The organism is Paenibacillus pasadenensis (genome assembly GCF_023715725.1).
GTDB lineage: Bacteria > Bacillota > Bacilli > Paenibacillales > Paenibacillaceae > Paenibacillus_O > Paenibacillus_O pasadenensis_A.
Genome location: NZ_JAMBOT010000004.1, coordinates 112,743 through 129,436 on the forward strand (window position 1 = coordinate 112,743; position 16,694 = coordinate 129,436).

At 42.9% G+C, this 16,694-nt stretch carries 18 protein-coding genes and 1 pseudogene; 2 read left to right on the forward strand and 17 right to left on the reverse strand.

The genetic code is table 11. From position 1 onward, the window contains the following. Positions 1-46 precede the first annotated feature (46 nt). The 3 genes from M3223_RS11925 to M3223_RS11935 are packed head-to-tail and all read right to left on the reverse strand — an operon-like array spanning position 47 to position 1,451. The gene (locus M3223_RS11925) at positions 47-736 is read right to left on the reverse strand and encodes an HAD family hydrolase (protein ID WP_251561629.1); all 690 of its coding nucleotides are present in this window, start codon (positions 734-736) and stop codon (positions 47-49) included. Positions 737-744: 8 nt separating this feature from the next. Continuing rightward, the gene (locus M3223_RS11930; RefSeq protein ID WP_251561631.1) at positions 745-1,005 is read right to left on the reverse strand and encodes a hypothetical protein; all 261 of its coding nucleotides are present in this window, start codon (positions 1,003-1,005) and stop codon (positions 745-747) included. Then, on the reverse strand, positions 1,002-1,451 hold the full coding sequence (locus M3223_RS11935) for a class I SAM-dependent methyltransferase (protein ID WP_251561633.1): 450 nt from the start codon (positions 1,449-1,451) through the stop codon (positions 1,002-1,004). Before M3223_RS11935 ends, M3223_RS11930 begins: the two co-directional genes overlap by 4 nt. A gap of 167 nt (positions 1,452-1,618) precedes the next feature. Here M3223_RS11935 and M3223_RS11940 point away from each other — a divergent pair, with 167 nt between their 5' ends. Continuing rightward, positions 1,619-2,119, forward strand: coding sequence for a hypothetical protein (locus M3223_RS11940; RefSeq protein WP_251561635.1), 501 nt, complete (start codon positions 1,619-1,621; stop codon positions 2,117-2,119). A 131-nt stretch (positions 2,120-2,250) separates the two neighbouring features. On the opposite strand, the gene M3223_RS11945 is transcribed toward M3223_RS11940, so the two are convergent. Next, positions 2,251-2,838: a hypothetical protein gene (locus M3223_RS11945; protein ID WP_251561637.1), complete on the reverse strand. Its 588-nt coding sequence runs from the start codon at positions 2,836-2,838 to the stop codon at positions 2,251-2,253. A 147-nt stretch (positions 2,839-2,985) separates the two neighbouring features. On the opposite strand from M3223_RS11945, the gene M3223_RS11950 reads away from it, so the two are divergent. Next, positions 2,986-4,620: a S8 family serine peptidase gene (locus tag M3223_RS11950; protein ID WP_251561640.1), complete on the forward strand. Its 1,635-nt coding sequence runs from the start codon at positions 2,986-2,988 to the stop codon at positions 4,618-4,620. Here the strand turns inward: M3223_RS11950 and M3223_RS11955 are convergent. The 13 genes and pseudogenes from M3223_RS11955 to M3223_RS12015 all read right to left on the reverse strand — a co-directional run. Beyond that, positions 4,617-4,850: pseudogene (locus tag M3223_RS11955) on the reverse strand (HAD hydrolase-like protein); the annotation flags it as partial. The gene M3223_RS11950 and the pseudogene M3223_RS11955 sit on opposite strands and share 4 nt — an antisense overlap. A gap of 10 nt (positions 4,851-4,860) precedes the next feature. Further along, positions 4,861-5,682 carry a carbohydrate ABC transporter permease gene (locus tag M3223_RS11960; RefSeq protein ID WP_251561643.1) on the reverse strand — a complete coding sequence of 274 codons (822 nt, stop codon included), beginning with the start codon at positions 5,680-5,682 and terminating at the stop codon, positions 4,861-4,863. After that, entirely contained in the window at positions 5,679-6,554 is an 876-nt protein-coding gene (locus tag M3223_RS11965; protein WP_251562285.1) for a carbohydrate ABC transporter permease, read from the reverse strand. The genes M3223_RS11960 and M3223_RS11965 overlap by 4 nt, the downstream gene beginning before the upstream one ends. Before the next feature lie 167 nt (positions 6,555-6,721). Then, entirely contained in the window at positions 6,722-8,032 is a 1,311-nt protein-coding gene (locus M3223_RS11970; protein WP_251561645.1) for an ABC transporter substrate-binding protein, read from the reverse strand. Between the two features lie 169 nt (positions 8,033-8,201). Continuing rightward, positions 8,202-9,998, reverse strand: coding sequence for a cache domain-containing sensor histidine kinase (locus M3223_RS11975; protein ID WP_251561647.1), 1,797 nt, complete (start codon positions 9,996-9,998; stop codon positions 8,202-8,204). Continuing rightward, the gene (locus tag M3223_RS11980) at positions 9,995-11,569 is read right to left on the reverse strand and encodes a response regulator transcription factor (protein WP_251561650.1); all 1,575 of its coding nucleotides are present in this window, start codon (positions 11,567-11,569) and stop codon (positions 9,995-9,997) included. The genes M3223_RS11975 and M3223_RS11980 overlap by 4 nt, the downstream gene beginning before the upstream one ends. 567 nt (positions 11,570-12,136) lie before the next feature. Continuing rightward, entirely contained in the window at positions 12,137-12,427 is a 291-nt protein-coding gene (locus M3223_RS11985) for an antibiotic biosynthesis monooxygenase family protein (protein WP_251561652.1), read from the reverse strand. Positions 12,428-12,829: 402 nt separating this feature from the next. Next, on the reverse strand, positions 12,830-13,402 hold the full coding sequence (locus tag M3223_RS11990; protein ID WP_251561654.1) for a hypothetical protein: 573 nt from the start codon (positions 13,400-13,402) through the stop codon (positions 12,830-12,832). Positions 13,403-13,425: 23 nt separating this feature from the next. Continuing rightward, positions 13,426-13,833 (reverse strand): RDD family protein, encoded by a 408-nt coding sequence (locus M3223_RS11995; RefSeq protein WP_251561657.1) that lies wholly within the window; start codon positions 13,831-13,833, stop codon positions 13,426-13,428. A 349-nt stretch (positions 13,834-14,182) separates the two neighbouring features. Then, complete coding sequence (locus M3223_RS12000) at positions 14,183-14,731, reverse strand: hypothetical protein (RefSeq protein WP_251561659.1); 549 nt, start codon at positions 14,729-14,731, stop codon at positions 14,183-14,185. Between the two features lie 115 nt (positions 14,732-14,846). Continuing rightward, positions 14,847-15,410 (reverse strand): histidine phosphatase family protein, encoded by a 564-nt coding sequence (locus M3223_RS12005; RefSeq protein WP_251561662.1) that lies wholly within the window; start codon positions 15,408-15,410, stop codon positions 14,847-14,849. Between the two features lie 12 nt (positions 15,411-15,422). Then, entirely contained in the window at positions 15,423-15,953 is a 531-nt protein-coding gene (locus M3223_RS12010; RefSeq protein WP_251561664.1) for a GNAT family N-acetyltransferase, read from the reverse strand. Positions 15,954-16,077: 124 nt separating this feature from the next. Further along, positions 16,078-16,509, reverse strand: a complete 432-nt coding sequence (locus M3223_RS12015; RefSeq protein WP_435368015.1) for a GNAT family N-acetyltransferase — start codon at positions 16,507-16,509, stop codon at positions 16,078-16,080. Positions 16,510-16,694: the final 185 nt, after the last annotated feature.

Here is a 16,694-nt window from a genome sequence, read left to right on the forward strand (position 1 = left end):
TAGGTAAAATCCCCTCAAATTTATGATTTATAATTCTTCCCCCTTTTCAATGTGCTTCGGACCCCAACTCTTCCAAAATTCGCCCAACCTCATCCAACCTCCTAATCATATAATCCGGTTTATCCGACGCCTCATCCCATTCTTCGATTTCTCGGATCCACACCGTGCCCAATCCTGCGCTCTTTGCCCCCGTAATATCATTACGCGGATGATCTCCAACGTATATACTGGACGCTGCCGATACTCCTAACCGCTCCAAGGCCAGCTCGAAAATTTTAGGATCGGGCTTCTTCAGCTGCACCTCATCCGACACGATAATAGCATCAAAATAACTCCGCAGCTGAACTTGATCAATTTTCGAGTTTTGCGAGTGCACGGATCCATTTGTAATTAACCCCAGCTTGATCTGTTCTAATTTCAACTGTTCTAACAGTTCAATAGCTCCGTCCATTACTACCGTATGTTTAAAAAACTCCGAAAACCAATATTCCAAAAGCCTATCGGCTGTTACCGGACTTTTCATCTCAAGACTCGTCATCAGCTCTGTGTACAGCTCACGTTTTTTTCGATACCCGTCCTGATCCGCCGCAATGATAGACTCAACAATTTCAGTTTTGCTCATCGAATCCCCAATGACTACAAACTCATCGACAAATCGTTCCGCATAACCTTGAAACGCCTTTCTGCGATTAATAAGAGTGTTATCCAGATCAAAAAGTACGGCTTGAATCGGCATAACGAGTCTCACTCTCCCTTTTTCATCTTGATTAAACAGAGATAGCCGGCCCCGCCGTAGTTAGAGTCATCCTCAATGCGCTCCAACTCAAACGAAGTCTCTTCCAGCTCAGATTGCAAGCTCGTTTGTGTGAACCAATGCACAAAACCTTTGCCCAACGGAAAATTGTCGCCCTCTTCCAGGATGTTGAATGCAGCCGCCGGACTTGCCTCAAAATACTCATCCCGCGCTTCGGACATTGCTTCCTCCGGCACAATGTATTGGGTCAAGAGACAGATACCGCCAGGCTTGAGCACTCACTGTACTCTTTCAATGCTTGCGCTCTTAATTTCCGCGTTGGTATGTAACAGAGAACCTTAAACCCGATTATCGCGTCAAATTCCGCATCCTTAAAGGGCAGCCCCACTCCTTCATTCTGGATATAACGAATCGGTTGGTTATGTTTTATCGAATGCTCCTTGGCAACGTTTAGCAGCTGCTCACTTACATCCGTTCCAGTGACCTGGTAGCCTTTTCCCTCCAAATATATGGCGATTCTTCCAGCACCGCAGCCTACATCCAGAACTTCTCCGTTCCCAGGCAGCTGATTGAGCAAAGAAAGCTCGGATGATAATGGCCCTGACTTTAACTCGTTGGAGTAATGCGTAACTTGCTCCGCTTCATCAAACCAGAATCGTACGGCGTCCAGCAAATACTTCTGCTCATGAGATATCACTCTTATGAGTCTCCTCCCTATTGCTCTTTTATCATCGCCTGGGCTTCTATCCCCACCAACAAAGGATCAATCTAATTTCTAATTAAGGGGCAACTGCCGGGGCGAATCTATTAATGAATACATATAGTTATAAAAAGCTAGTTTCAGAACTTAAGGAGGATAATAACATGAGTAAAGAGCAAGCCCATATTAGCAATGTCAAAGGTTCCACTATTGGCGTTATTCTAGTTCTGTTTATACTTCTCGTCATCGTCACCGCTGTCTTTTATGTCCGACCGACAGAGGATGATGGTCCGATTGGCGGACTATCTACAAGAACGTTCAGCATCTACAACAATACGAGTGCATATACCCTTTATGCGACTTCCGTTTCTTCGTATGCAACTCCAATCTCCCAGCCCCCTGACATTTTATATCCAAACGGAGGATTAAACCAATATAATGTAACTGCCTCAGGAAGCAAGAACGTCACCCGGCGAGCTCCGATCGTTTACGACGTGCGTGATGAGGCCGGTGTTAGCGTGGGGACTCTCCAGTTCACTCTTCGTGTGAGAAGAGGAGGCTTGGGCAGCGTTACGGCTACTATCGTGGACGTTTCCACAACTGCGCCAATTAATTGGAGCGTTTCCGAGCTGATTTTAACGCTTACTAACCCGATTCTCTTCTAAATTCACTCAACTACTGGCTTATAGCTGCGATAGTGAGAGCGGAAAACTTTATGATTAAATTTTAAAAGCTCCTTAAATGGTATTACTCTAGATCTCTAATAATCAAAAGTCCAACACTTGTTGGGCTTTTTTCAAGGGCATAATGCCGGAATGAATATATTTAACAACTTATTTAGTTTTCTGTAATATTGTTTGTCAATTAGAACGACTAATAAGCTTTGATCAATGTCCGAGTAAAAGAATCTTTTATCGCTACCATGTTCCATTAACAAAACGGAGAAAATTCGAAAAATATCTCTATCCATCCAGTCCAAATTTACCATTAACGAATACTCATAAGATTTTCCCGCCACTGTAAATGCGATTTTTGCCAATCCAGCATCGACATCCACCTCATCGCATACATCATCTATAATTAATTCATTGGCTATCATCTCTTTTATTCTCCGCAATAAATTTGCATAATCCCCATGTCCCTCAATACATTCGGTATCCAGATACCAGACATCATTGCTAGGCGAAACAAAGATATCCCTTTCAATTTCAATCTCTGATCCTAATTCAATTAGCAGATGAATATATGTATTTCTACTGAACCTATCCTTAATAAGATGAGAATATCTTTCCAGATTCAGATCACTTCTACAAGTGAGACCGATACATTCCAGATCTCTGAGCATTTTATTTATTTTAGGACTCTTTTTCTTAAACCAACCCATCCGTATTATCTCCCCGGTTACTGAACTCAGTTAAAATTTACCTTTTCTCCATTGAACTTACAAGGCTTCTTCCGTTTGTATATCGAATACAATAATCAATGCTCAATTCTATAGCTATTCCTAGTTAAACTACGAAAGGGTGACCCGATGACTTGGCCCTCTATTCGAGACTTTTTACATATTCCATCAGAGTTTACCGGAAAAAATATAAACATTGCCGTGGTAGATGCTGGCTTTCCGAACCACCCTGATATTACTTCAAATGACCGGCGTCATACCTACCTCATTCAAACCTTCGAGGCCCATCCGGAACCAGTTCTATTTCATTCGAATTCCGGCCCCTGGAACAAGCGGTTACATGGACTTTTAACGGCCTCAGCCGCTGCCGGTTCAGGAGCACTTTCCAGTGCTAAATACACGGGAGCCGCGCCGGAAGCGAATCTTTATCTAATTGAAACAGGAACTTTCATCTCGCTTGAAGATATTGAAACTAAATTTTTAGCCGCTCTCAACTGGCTTTTCAGCAATTGGCGTACATACAATATTCGTGGTGTTGTACTTACGGTGGGATCAACTCGTAACGAAACAGGACAGCTGCCTTGGCAGATCGATCCGATAAACGTATTATGTGAAAAACTTGCCTCTGAAGGTCTACTTGTCGTTGTCGCCTCTGGCAACACCGTCGAATTAACGTGCAACGGCCCCGCTTCTTCTCCCTCTGTATTGTCTGTTGGCGGAGTCATTATTCCAGAGGAATCTAAGATTCAGCAGGCTTTGCCATATCATGGCTGTCGAGGGATAACTTTTGAGGGAAAATGGATACCGGAAATTCTTGCTCCTGCAGAAAATCTTGTGTTACCTATGCCTTTCCAATCCGCAGAAGAGTTTAACAAGCATGACACTGCTTCAATGGACAATCTGCCCGAAGGATATGCCCGGACGGAAGGCACCTCTTTTTCCGGCCCTATTATATTGGGATGTGCAGCCTGCATTTGGCAAGCTCATCCTGACTGGACGGCAATTCAGGTGAAATCAGCCATTGTACAGAGCTCGGTTAACTGCCGATCGTGGGAGGAATTACAAGCCGGGTTAATTGATGTAGCAGCCGCCTCTCAGATGTCCCCCCTAGAAGTCGCTCCATCCCCAACACCCTATTTCATACACGAAAGCTGGGGACGTAAAGACGAAAAGGCCCGTATTGACGCTTTAAATCAGCACGATCGGCAGACCGCTGTCTCTGCGATGTTAAGTTTCTATGGGCAACCTTTGAGCCAGATAGCCGAGGAGCGAATTCAAGCATGTTTAAAAAGCGATTCTGCTCTTTTGCGAATTGCCGCTTTCATCGTGTTGTCCAAATATCCCGGTAAAATTAACATGAGAACATTACGACAAAGTCTCCATGACAAAAACAGCCATATTAGAATGGCCGCTTTGTTTGCTTTGCAATGTTCACCCGACGATTGGCAGGGTTGCCGTCACGACATCATTCAACTGTTTTCGGACTCCGATCTCAATATCCGTTACACCGCGTTAAAATTAGCTGCAACAATGAAGGATTCTTTATTTACCGATTCAATTATTTCAGAACTTTACGAAGATGCGGTTCAGCAAAGGGTATCTACGTTCGGAGCCAGATGCAGCTCGCTTCATAGCATAACGGGACATAGCTTTGAACCGGTACCTGAATGGCGAGAAGGTCAATGCTGGTATTCCGAACGCAGTACAGCTGCCAGAATATATATCGCGCAGCAATGGCTGGACTGGCAGGACAAACAAAATTAGTTACTCTCAAGAATTCCACTGAGCTCTTCCAACCCGGCAATTTCATAGGTAGGTTTATGCTGTGATTCGTTGAGCTGTTTAGTTGGATTAAACCAGCAGGTGTCAATCCCGTAGTTGATTCCGCCTTGGATATCCGAGCTTAACGAATCGCCCACAAGCAGCATTTTCGTTCGGTCCAGCACATTGAGCTGATTCATTGTAAAATCAAATATTCCATGATGCGGCTTCGATTCGCCAACATCATTTCACTGCACCCGTCATTCCGGCCACAAACCGCTTTTGCATGATGAAAAATACAAATGCTGTCGGCAGCGTCGTAATGACGATCGCGGACATGATCATGCCATAGTCGGGAGCATATCCTGATCCCAGATTGGAGATGAGCAGCGGAACCGTCATATTCTCCGGCGACTGCAGCACGATCAACGGCCATAAATAGTTATTCCAGCTGCTTAAAAAAGTAATGATTGCTGCGGCTGCATAGGTCGATCTCATCGTCGGCATGTAGATGCGGAAGAACAAGCCTATTTCCGAAAGACCATCGATGCGGCCGGCCTCCATCATATCCTTCGGAAACATTTTGGTGCTTTGCCGAAAAAAGAAGATCAGAAACGCTGTCGTGAAGGTCGGCAAAATAACCGCCCCCGCCGTATCGATGCCCAGAAACGGCATCACCTCCGATATTTTTGCAAACATTTGAAACAATGGCACCATAATTGCTGCAAACGGAATCATCATCGAGGCCAGCAGAATATTAAAAACGATATCTTTGCCGCGGCTGCGGTACATCTCAAAGCCATATCCGGCAGCTGATGCCACCAGCAGGGAAAAAATGGTGCTCGTCACCGATATTTTCGCAGAATTCCAGAGAGCCTGCCACATATCTACGGAATTGAACAGATTATTTATATTCTCGATAAGCCTGGAACCCGGCAGCAGCGTCCCTTTTGTTACATCAACAGACGCATTTGTAGCGCTGACAACCATCCAGATAAACGGAAATATAGAAATCAGCGCAGCGATTATTAGAAACAGGTACGTAAAACCGCGTTTGATGTTCATGATCTCTTATCCCCTCCAATTTTGTTCTGGATCATCGTCAATAGAACCACCATAAGTACGATTGAGTAGGACACCGTAGCGGCGTATCCAAAGTCCGGCGTGTATTCAAACGAAAGATTGTAAATATATTGGGAAATCGACATCGTTGCGTTGCCCGGGCCGCCCTTGGTGATGTTCACTACCTCGTCAAATAACTGGAGCGTTCCAATCGTCGATGTAATCGTCGTAAACAGAATGATTGGCTTCAAAAGTGGAATCGTAATCGTAAAAAATTGCCGGAACGCGTTTGCGCCATCTATACGTGCTGCCTCATACACGGATTTATCGATATTTTGCAAGGAGGATAAATAAAAGATCATATTATAGCCTGTAAAACGCCAGGTAATCGCAATAATGATGGTGATTTTGGCCCAGAACGGGTCCGTGATCCACTGTATAGGCTCTTGAATGAGATGAAGCTTCACCAGAAATTTATTAACGATGCCATCCGCTCCAAACATGTACTTAAAAACGACGGAGTAAGCGACAAGCGAGGTTACCGTAGGCAGAAAAATCGCTGTTCTGAAAAACCCTTTAAACCTCAGCCTGTCGTCATTGAGCAGCACCGCGATAAAAAGCGCCAGCACGAGCATGACCGGAACTTGAATGAGCAAATAAATAAACGTGTTTTTGACAGCCGTAAGGAATGTCGTATCGCTTAACAGCCGAGTATAGTTGTCCAAACCGACAAACTGAAGATTGCTCCCTCTGCCTGATTTGAAGGATAGAAGTAACGCTTGAACCATCGGATAGAAGTAAAAAACGCTGATCATGACAACCGGCACAAGCATAAAAAACCAGCCTGTCAGCCGGATCCGCGTCCGCCCGTTCATGCTCTTACCAATGTGCTGGTTTAACCCGGCTTTTTCTGTATGCACACCACTCCACACCTTTCTGTTGATGAAATTGCGTATTCGTAAACCAAAAAGGCTCATACTGGTTTCGTGTAAAAACCAATATGAGCCGCTACCCGATGATTTGTTATGCGGTTGGAGTGAGCCTACCGAATTTGCGTGTCGGCTTGCGTCTGCGCCTCTTTCAGAACGGTATCCACATCTTTGCCGCCCAGAAAAGCTTGCATGGCCACAACCATAATGTCCTCGATGGCGTAAGTGTTCATGCCGTAGTTCACTTTAGGAATTTGCTCGGTCCAGGCGGAAAAGTCCGATACAACCTTTTGCCCTTGGAAATAGTCGTCCGCTGCCGCATAAGCTTCGCCGCTGGCCGCCGCCTTCAGCGTGCCGATGACTCCGACCTTGGTGTTCATGGTCTGATACAGCTCGGCGTCGGAAGCAAACGTCTTCGCGAGAAATTCTGCAGCCGCTTCTTTGCCATCTACATTCAGAACGTACCAGGAGCTGCCGCCCAGATTGGATGCATGAACGGAGCCTTCCGTTGTCCCAAGCTTAGGCAGCGGAGCTACCGCCCATTTACCGGATTGCGAGGCTTCCGCTTTAATCGAAGGCGTAATCCAGTTGCCGGTCGGCACAGTAGCTACTTCGCCGCTGTTGAAGGCGCCAACAAATTGGCTCCAGTCCGAGTTCACCTTCACGATGCCGGAATCCATCATTTCTTTGTACAGCTCAAAGGCTTCCTTCAATGCGGCGTTGCCTGCAATCGTCGGTGTTTTGCCGTCTTCAGCCGTATACCATGCCCCCGCCGATTGAATCATCATACGGATGAGCCCAAGATCGTTAGGATCGAGCGTTACCATGCTTTTGCCGGTTTTCTCTTTAACGGCTTTACCGATCTCGATGTATTTCTTCCAGTCGATTTCCTGCATATCGGCCAGCTTGTAGCCCGCTTGCTCCAGGTAGTCTGTTCGCACGTACATGCCCGTTACACCGGAATCAAACGGAACGCCGTACTGCTTGCCGTCTACGCTGGTCGGGCCAATCTTGTAATCCGCAAAGGCGTCTGCTTTAACGAGGTCGGTCAATTCATAGAAGGAGTCCGGATACGCTTGCAAAAAGCTTTGCGCACGGTAATCCTCAATAAGCACAATGTTAGGCAAGCCCTTCGTGGACCCGGAGTTCAACCCTGTGTTCAGCTTCTGAACAATATCTGCTTGCGCATTTTCAACAACGTTAATCGTGACCTCCGGTTTAACTTTAGCGTAGGCTTCTTTTGCAACATTCATGGCGGCAATGTTAAATGCCGGGTCCCACGCCCACACTGTAATTTCTTTAGGAGCGGAATCAGCTTCCTTGCCTGAATTGACGGCGTTTTCTGAGCCGCCCTCCGTACCGTCTGAGGAACATGCCGACAAAAGCACAGAACCAGCCAGCAGCATAGCCATTAGTTTCTTCAAAGCTTAAACCCCCTTTTAGGTTAAAAAAACAATAAAAGACGGAAGCGTTTTCTCTTTTACGCAACCATCTTATCATTTTGTATCCGGTTTCATTGGCACTATCTTTGTCCGCTTTAGTGTTATTATTGGGTCCTGTTATTTGCTTTTTTTATTGGCTTTGGCACTATTTTCAGGTTTTTTTACGATCTTTGGATCCGGTCAACGGAAGCGTAACGATGATTTTTGTACCCTCATTGCGCTTGCTGGTTATACTGATCCCGTATTCCTCGCCGTACATCAGCTTTATTCGGTCATCCACATTGCGAATCCCGATGCCGGAGAACAAATGCCTTTTATTCATCGGCGCAGGCAGCTGCTCTTCTTCCGATATGGCGCGTTCAAGCTCTATCCCGTCTCCGTCATCGGCAACCTCGCATACAAGCTGATCTTCCTGAACGGCAATCATAATTAAAATGCTGCCCTCTTCTTTTTGATTAAAGGCATGGAAAAAAGCGTTCTCGATAAAAGGCTGAAGAATGAGCTTTGGCAGATGATAATCCAGGCTGTCCGGCTCCACAAAATAATGAACACGGATTTTATCACCGTATCGCACATGATTGATATAAACATAATGCTTCAGCGTCTCGAGCTCCTGCCGGACAGGAATCGTGGAATGAAGATCGCTGACGGTATTTTGCAGAAGCGAGATTAACGCATTGATCGTGCCCGCAGCTTTTTCCTTATTGCCCTGCTGCACCAGAAATTTAATCGAAGCCAGCGTATTATATAAAAAATGCGGATTGATCTGCATTTGCAGCGCGGCCAGCTCCGCATTCCGCTGCTGCTTCTGAGTTTCCACCAAGCGATTAATATAATCATGCAGCGAATCAAGCATAAAATTAAAGGCGCTGCCCAGCTCCTTGACTTCATAACTGCTGTTGGCAACATCTACATGATGATTCAATCCGCCCGTTGGAATACTCGACATCTGTCCGACGAGCATGCGAAGCGACTGCGTCATTCTCCGGGTAATCAGAAACACGATGACAAGGGATATCGCAACGATCGCCATAATTGTTAACGTAACTGCCTTAACATTCACCATCTGTCCGGTCACAGCTTTTTTGTCGATCATGTTTACTAGATAAAATCCGAATTCCGGCAAATATTCCGACAGCACAATTCGCTCATTTCCCGCTACATACTTTTCCTTCCCTTCCTGTTCCGATTCAACCTCTTGGAGCAGCTGCTCATCCGGACTCCCGATCAGCTCGGACCTGTTGCTGGATACAATGACCCCTTCCTTATTTAACAACACAACATCATTGCCCTCACTCGTAAAATTGGCATACAAAGGTTTAAAATCCCGGTCGCGGATTGCTACGTACAAGGTGCCATAAATTTTTCCGGTAGACTGATCAAAGAGAGCTTTGGATGCGACTAACATAGGCTCCTTGGAGTTAGCTTCATGCTTCCCGCCGCGGTAGAGCTGATACAAGATTTGCGCAGGATGCGCCTCCGTCGCTTTTGTAATGGGATGATTTTTCAGCTCCTCGGCCGAGACAGGCCAATACCACGGGTCCGTTGAATAACTTCGGCCGTTAGCGCCAACGATCATAATGCTCGCGTCATAAGCGCCAAAATTGGATTGAATCGACTTCATTCCCTCAGTCATCTGATACGTTCTCATAGCAAGAGCGACAGCCCCTGTTTCTCCGCTAGATAAATAACTTCGGCTTGCGGCATTTTGAGACAACAGAGTGGCGCCGGTTGCAATCGCATTATTATAGGACTCCAGGTTTGATTTCATCTGGTTAAGAAGTTTGCCGTTTGTGATACTGAAGGTTTGCAGAAATAATTGTTCGGACATGCGGATTGTAATGAACAGCGTCAGGAGGGATACGGCAATGATGCTGATGAGAGTTACGAGAAACAGCTTCAGAAATAACCCCTGTTTTCGTAGCTTTTCCATCGTTCTTCCGATCATGATTCCCGTATCTCCCGCATGTCTTGTCTCCGGTACTGACTCGGGGAGATGCCCGCCTGCTTTTTAAATACCTTGGTGAAATAGCTCTGATCCGAATATCCCACGCTTGCGCTAATGTCGGAAATCGTCAGTTCCGTCGTCATGAGCAGCTCCATCGCTTTTTTTAACCGGATTTTATTGAGGTATTCACTGAAGCCTTCTCCATTGTAAGCTGCAAAGTAACTAGATAAATAAGAAGCGTTGAAATGAAATTGCCTGGCCACTTCGGTGAGCGTGATAGGGTCGGCGTAGTGCTTCTGAATATATTCGAGCAGCCTGGCCATATTGGGGTTAACGAGTGTATTCGTCTCGCCTATCGTCCGTTCCGTTTCATGGATGAAAGCTTCAACAATGGCAATCGCTTCACTGGCAGAACGGGCTTCGTCTATTTTCCGAAAATAGTCGTATTTGGCCTTTTCCAGGCTTTCGGTCTCAACCTTCATTTTTCCAAGCGTGGTCGTCACGTTAAAGATGAAATTCCCCAAATACGATTTGAATTCAAAAATATCCGTACGATAATCCATGGAACGCAGGTGTATGTATTCCAAAAAGCCAGTGAAGGCCTGCAAGTACTGCTTGCGCTTTAATTGATCCATGCATACAGTCATCTCAAATTCGAGCTGTTTGTCCGGCAGACTCGGCAAATGGTCATGTTCAATTAAAGAGCGGTTCTGCAGGAAAAATCCGTATCGCAGGAGCTTGAGATAATTGTCCTTATAAATCTCGCCAAGCCTCGTAAAGTCCGTGAAGTTCTGGCTGATCATAAAATGCGTCCCGCTCGTAAAAAGCTCCATACTCGAAATTAGATGCCGGAGCTCCATAACAAGCTCGTTTGATTTTTCAGGGTTCATATTAAGCAGAAATAAGACCGTTTCGTTCACAAACTTCAACCGCATATGCGCAAATTCGGCGACGACAGGCTCAAGCTTTTGAAGCCCTCTCTCTATTTCGTTTCCAAGATCAGATTTCTCGCTGGAATCTTGCCTATTTTTCAAATCTGCTCCAAAAAAGAGATACTGTTCATAAGGAAACTTGGACTGAATTAGCTTAGGCTCCAGCGCAGATTCATACCCGGCCATCAATTTCTCCATAACCTTTAACAGCTGACTTTCATCGGGATCCGCATCACTGCCGCCCGCCGGTACTGCGGTCATTTTGGCCGTCGTTTTTTTTAGAATGGACAACAGATAATCGGCTTCCAGCTTCGGCTTCAGAATATAGTCCGCAACCCCGCTTTGAAAAGTAGACCGGACATAATCGAACTCACCAAAGCTGCTTAGAACAATGATTTCAATACGGGGATACTTCTCTTTAACGGCTTTGACCAGCTGCTCCCCGCCCATGACCGGCATGACGATGTCTGTCAGAATGACATGAGGATTCACCTCATCGATCAGATGTAAGGCTTCAAGTCCGTTAGAAGCCTCGCCTGCGATTTGGTAACCCTCTTGTTCCCAATCCAACAGATGTTTGATTCCCTGTCTGACAAGCATTTCGTCATCTACGATCATAATCTTAACGAGTGGTTTCATAACTGTCCCCCTTTGAAGCCTTGTAACCGCTTACGATTTATTGGAAAAGGCTTTGATTTAAAAGTTTGGTGAAAGCAGCGGCGGACCAAGACTTGAAAACAAAGTCTTAGACTGCCGCTGCGGTCAGTTTAACCACCGTTCCTAGCTAGCTCCAAAGTTAGATTTTGTCCTAAATCTTTTAATTATGTTCATCGCTAAGAAGACGACACTTATACAGAGTAAATAAACTCTATCCAGTTTAAGGTTAACCGCGGTATATGTATCAGAGCCATCGCTATAGAAATAATATTTATTGTACAACAATTTATTTTCAATATTGTAAGAACGTCCGGAAGCATCCATAACTGTTATAGTGCTGTTAAGATCGAATATCCAACAGGCTAGAAAGTAAAACAGGATTAGCACCGCTGTTAAAGCTAGTTTTTTATTCATTTGTCCAAACCAAGACCCCATTCTTAATGTATTTCATTAATCCACCATTTAATTTGGTTTTAATCGTCTCCATATTAAACAGCGCCATCCTGAGTTTACCTTTACTATCTAATTCCTCTTATTGTACTAAATTGCTCATAAGACCTTTTCAAAATGCTCCACTGTCGGAAACGGATCGTAAAAATGATGCAATAACTCTTTCCATTCCTGATACTCTGCGGATTTACGAAATCCAACGGTATGGTCCTCCAACGTTTCCCATTGAACGAGCAACACATATTTATTGGAGTCTTCCAGGCATCTTTGCAGCTCATGAGCGATATAGCCTTTCATACTCGAAATGATTTTGGAAGCCCGTTTAAAGTTATGCTCAAACTCATTCGTCTTTCCAGGCTTAACCTGCAGCATGGCTACTTCTAGAATCATGAACCTCTTCCTTTCGTCTGGTCCGTCGGTCTCACAACAGAAGTGTACCGTTTTTCTATATTTGCCGCATCCCTATTTTAATTTCTCATTCGATACTTCCATCTCCAAATTCCCAAACGAATTGAAATATACAATGAAAAAACAATTAAAAAGACCGTTAAATAAAAAGTCCACCCGTAGGGATCAATCGATCCAAATGAGACCGTGCTCGAGAGGTTTTTAGTATCATTGTATTTATTCAGTAAATTATATTTATCCGTTACGTCTGGAACATATTTTTTAGTCGTTATATATCCTTGTACGGTGAAGTACAGTACTATCAACATAATAACGGCAAGAGAGACCAAAAATGACTCAATTATTAATTTTAAATCTTTTTTCATTGGTTACTCCCTCCCCCAATTACCTTGTAACGAATTTAATTGTTCCTTTATCATCAATACCTCTATATACAAAACCACCTGAGATAGACGGGTCCATTTCTTTATATGCTGCTCCATATCCATTTTTTAAAGGCAACTCAATAAACACATTTGATTTGCTTTTTATTGCGCTTAAATCGTTAAGAATGACATCATCAATATTCTCATTTGTTACAATTACCTTATTAATACTCGGGTCAGTGACTTTAACAGCAAATATAGCATCATACCTTTTATTTGAATTACTGGATAGTGACCATGTTCGTTCAATCATTTTATTCAAACTCATGCTGAACGACGCAGATCCGGAAACGCGAAACAAGAAACCCCACTTTATGTCAAATAACACTGCGTAAGTTCCATTATAGCCTTGCCTTATAATAATCTTTTTGTTGTTAAACTGTTGTTCAAACATTTTAATCCCGTCACTACCAGGATATAAGTTATTTAGCGCTTTTTTCTCACTTAAAGCATAGCCCTCTAGACTTAAAACAAGTGTTCCCGCAACGATTAGGCAGACCATAAAAGTCGCGATCCAATCGAATTTTCTCATCGTAACTCCTTGTTATGTAAAATTCAATCAACTGAAATTACCCAAGTTTTTGTCCATTTCTCGCCTATGCGGGTACCAGTAATCAACATAATAATGAAATCAAGCGGCCAAAAGATTAATGTAATATTTCTAGCAATCCGTCTCCAGCTGCTTGGTCTTTTGCCAAAATCATTGCTGTCTTTAATCGCAAGTTTCATTATTCGTTTTCCAAAACTTCTCCCAGCATAACTATCTTTGAAAATGACTAGTACTAGCCCCATACCAGTTAAGTAATAAAATAGCCTCTCGAGCAAGTAAAAGCTTTCATCCGTATGATCTAAACTGAACATGAACCGCCAGCCAAGCAGGAATAACAATGCTGTCATGACTATGCAAATGAGTATAAAGTCTATTAAAAATGCTATTAATCTTTTGCCTATGATTGATGTCATAATCTTCCCCACTACCATAATTGATTTGAGTCTATTTATTTATTGACCCTCATAAATTTTCAAAGATCTTTCAGGAAGCCATTCCAGCATTTCTAAAATAATTTGTTTTGATGAATCGCTTTTGTCCCACCGATCCATTTCAAGAGAGTTTCTTCTAAGGATATAGGGAATATATACTTTTTGAATCCTCCAACTTTCAATCCATTTAGCCTCCATAATTAATGAAATAAATTTGTTCGTGTCTTTCGCTCGTCCAATTACTCTAATCCTTTCGTAACCATCTCCCCAAATGAAAGGCGAGCAAAAGTAGAGGCTTTCTTCAAAGTACAGTTTATTTTCTAAATAGATTTTAAAAATCGCTAAAAAGGTCCACAAAGTAACCCTCTGATTCCCAGTAAAATTCATACTGTTTAAAAATATCTCGTATTTTTTCTTTAGGTTCTCCACATTTAACTTTCAACCAATTCCGAATATATTCTATATCTCGGTTCTCATCTTCCCATAAAAAGTCCATAATTTCCGATTCAATAGTTGCATTATCTGGAACATAAATGACAAAATCAGCATTTAAAATTCTCATAAGATCAAAACAAACACCCCGTAGAGCTTGCTGTGTCTCTTGATGCGTTAAAAAGCTTATCCACCTAATATAGTGGTGAAAATAACATACATGCTCTGAGAATGTTAGTGTAATTTCGCATGGACCATTTATAATGGAGGTACCCGCAATATAATCTGGCTCAAAGCTCCATTTTTGATTTTCATTGCTTGCATTGAGATTTATAAACTCAGAAAGAAAAGCGTGACGACTACCATTTTCATTTAACTCTTCACATAGATTCAAAAGCTTAGCTGAATCAAAATTGTGAGACATATAGGCTGTAAAATCCATTCCCATTGCTAATCCTCCCGACCTCGGGTCGCTCCCATACATCTTCAGTTAATATGTAGTACAATAAGTTGTCTCTAAACGATCTTTCAAAGCTGAATAATTTATACGACCCTATATTAAATTACAGCTTAATCTTATGTATTCCGGCTTCGCCTAAAAAATCTTTTCTAGTAAGTCCTGTCTCACCAAAAAAAATTCGATAGTTGGTTATTGTCCCATCATGAGCGATAATTAAAATCCTCTTGTATCTATCACCTATCCAATTAAATAATTGGTGTACATACTTTTCAAAAATCCCTTGTTCCATTCTATTAATCCCATCACCCCAGCAATCCAAATCAATATCGAGCAGCGTTACCTCTTCATACAAATCCAAAATCTCTTTTCTCGAGTAAATCTCATCACATAGTAATGAAGAAAATTCCGGATTCTGCGGAAACATTCTTGGACCAACCAGTGGTGTAACAGTAAAGTTGAATTGATTCGTTAAAATATAAGCTGTCTCAATGGTTCGTTTAGTCGGGCTGACTAGAACTAAATCCTTGGAGAAAATGTCCAATTTATGACTCAATTGACTCACCTGGAATTTTCCAAATTCAGTAAGGCCGGGATGCAGCGTATTCAGCTGGTTTGGATAATCATTAAGATGTTCTCCATGCCCGTGCCGGATAAATATAACCTCCATTGAAACGGCCTCCTACACCTTATTCACGGTACTTATCCAGTATCGCTGTATCTCAATTCCGTTTACTATGGCTTCAGAATCCAACACTCCGCCATTTTTTAAAATTGTTTTTGCCGATCCAATGTTATCCTTATCGCAAGTGACCAATGCTTCTGAGATTCCGAGTTCCCTTGCTTTTAATAAAACTTGTTTCAGGATTTCAACAGCGTATCCTTTTCTCCGCTCGCTCGGTCTAATCCCATAACCAATGTGGCCGCCGATTTCAGCTAAATATTTATTCAGCCGGTGCCGGACATTTACCGCCCCTACTACCCGCGACATATCTTGAATCAGCCAAAAGGTTGAACTATTCACTTTCTGTTCATCATATGGCGGAGTATCTCGTAACTTTATTAGTTCATTCACCATTGAATCGAAGTTTTCATAGTCATAGCGAAGTACAAAAGGAACCATCTTCTCTTCGGCAACCTTCCATTCTTCGATCATCTCAATATATTGCTCTTGAAATTGTTTAGTCGGTTCAATTAGTGTGAGATTGCTCATCGTCCTGTCCTTTCAATTAAATTCGGTTAACGATATGTGTAAAAACCCACCTTCGAGGTAAACCTTAGGGTGGGTTCTGTTCTTTCCTTATTATACCATCATTATACAGATGCTCTATAACGATTTATTTGATTTTAGGAAGGTTTTTACCCATTACTCCAAACATTCCTGTCATCCCCTCATGCTCATTAAGTCCGAATTTATTATAAAATGACTCTTTTCCTTCCGTTGCAAATAACCCCACAAATGCTTTATCTGGAGCACTAGTTTTCAGAAAATCTGTGATCTCCTTCATAATTAAATGACCAATACCTTTGTTTTGGTGCTCAGGCATTACGGCAATATCTTGGATGTAAAAATATATTCTTCCGTCACCAATCACTCTGCCCATTCCTACAATGTCATCTTTATATTGAACAACAACGCCAAACAGGGATTGTTTCAGAGAATCTTCTGCAACATTAAAATTGATAAAATCATTCCAGCCAACCGAGTCACAAAGCCTCTTGTACTCGGCTAAAGTTGGAACTCTCCTTAGTAACCTATATGGGTTAATTACTGTCCCCTCCACATTTACAAATTCCCTTCACTTACTTCTTTAATAAGATTATCACCAGTCAATCAACCGGCTACATTGTTGGAAGTAATCCTTTTAATCTGAGAAGCGAAAGAGATACCAGTCCAAGTAGTGCTGTCTTTTTCTTCATTTAAAATTCCCCGTTTTTCTCTATAGGTTCTTTA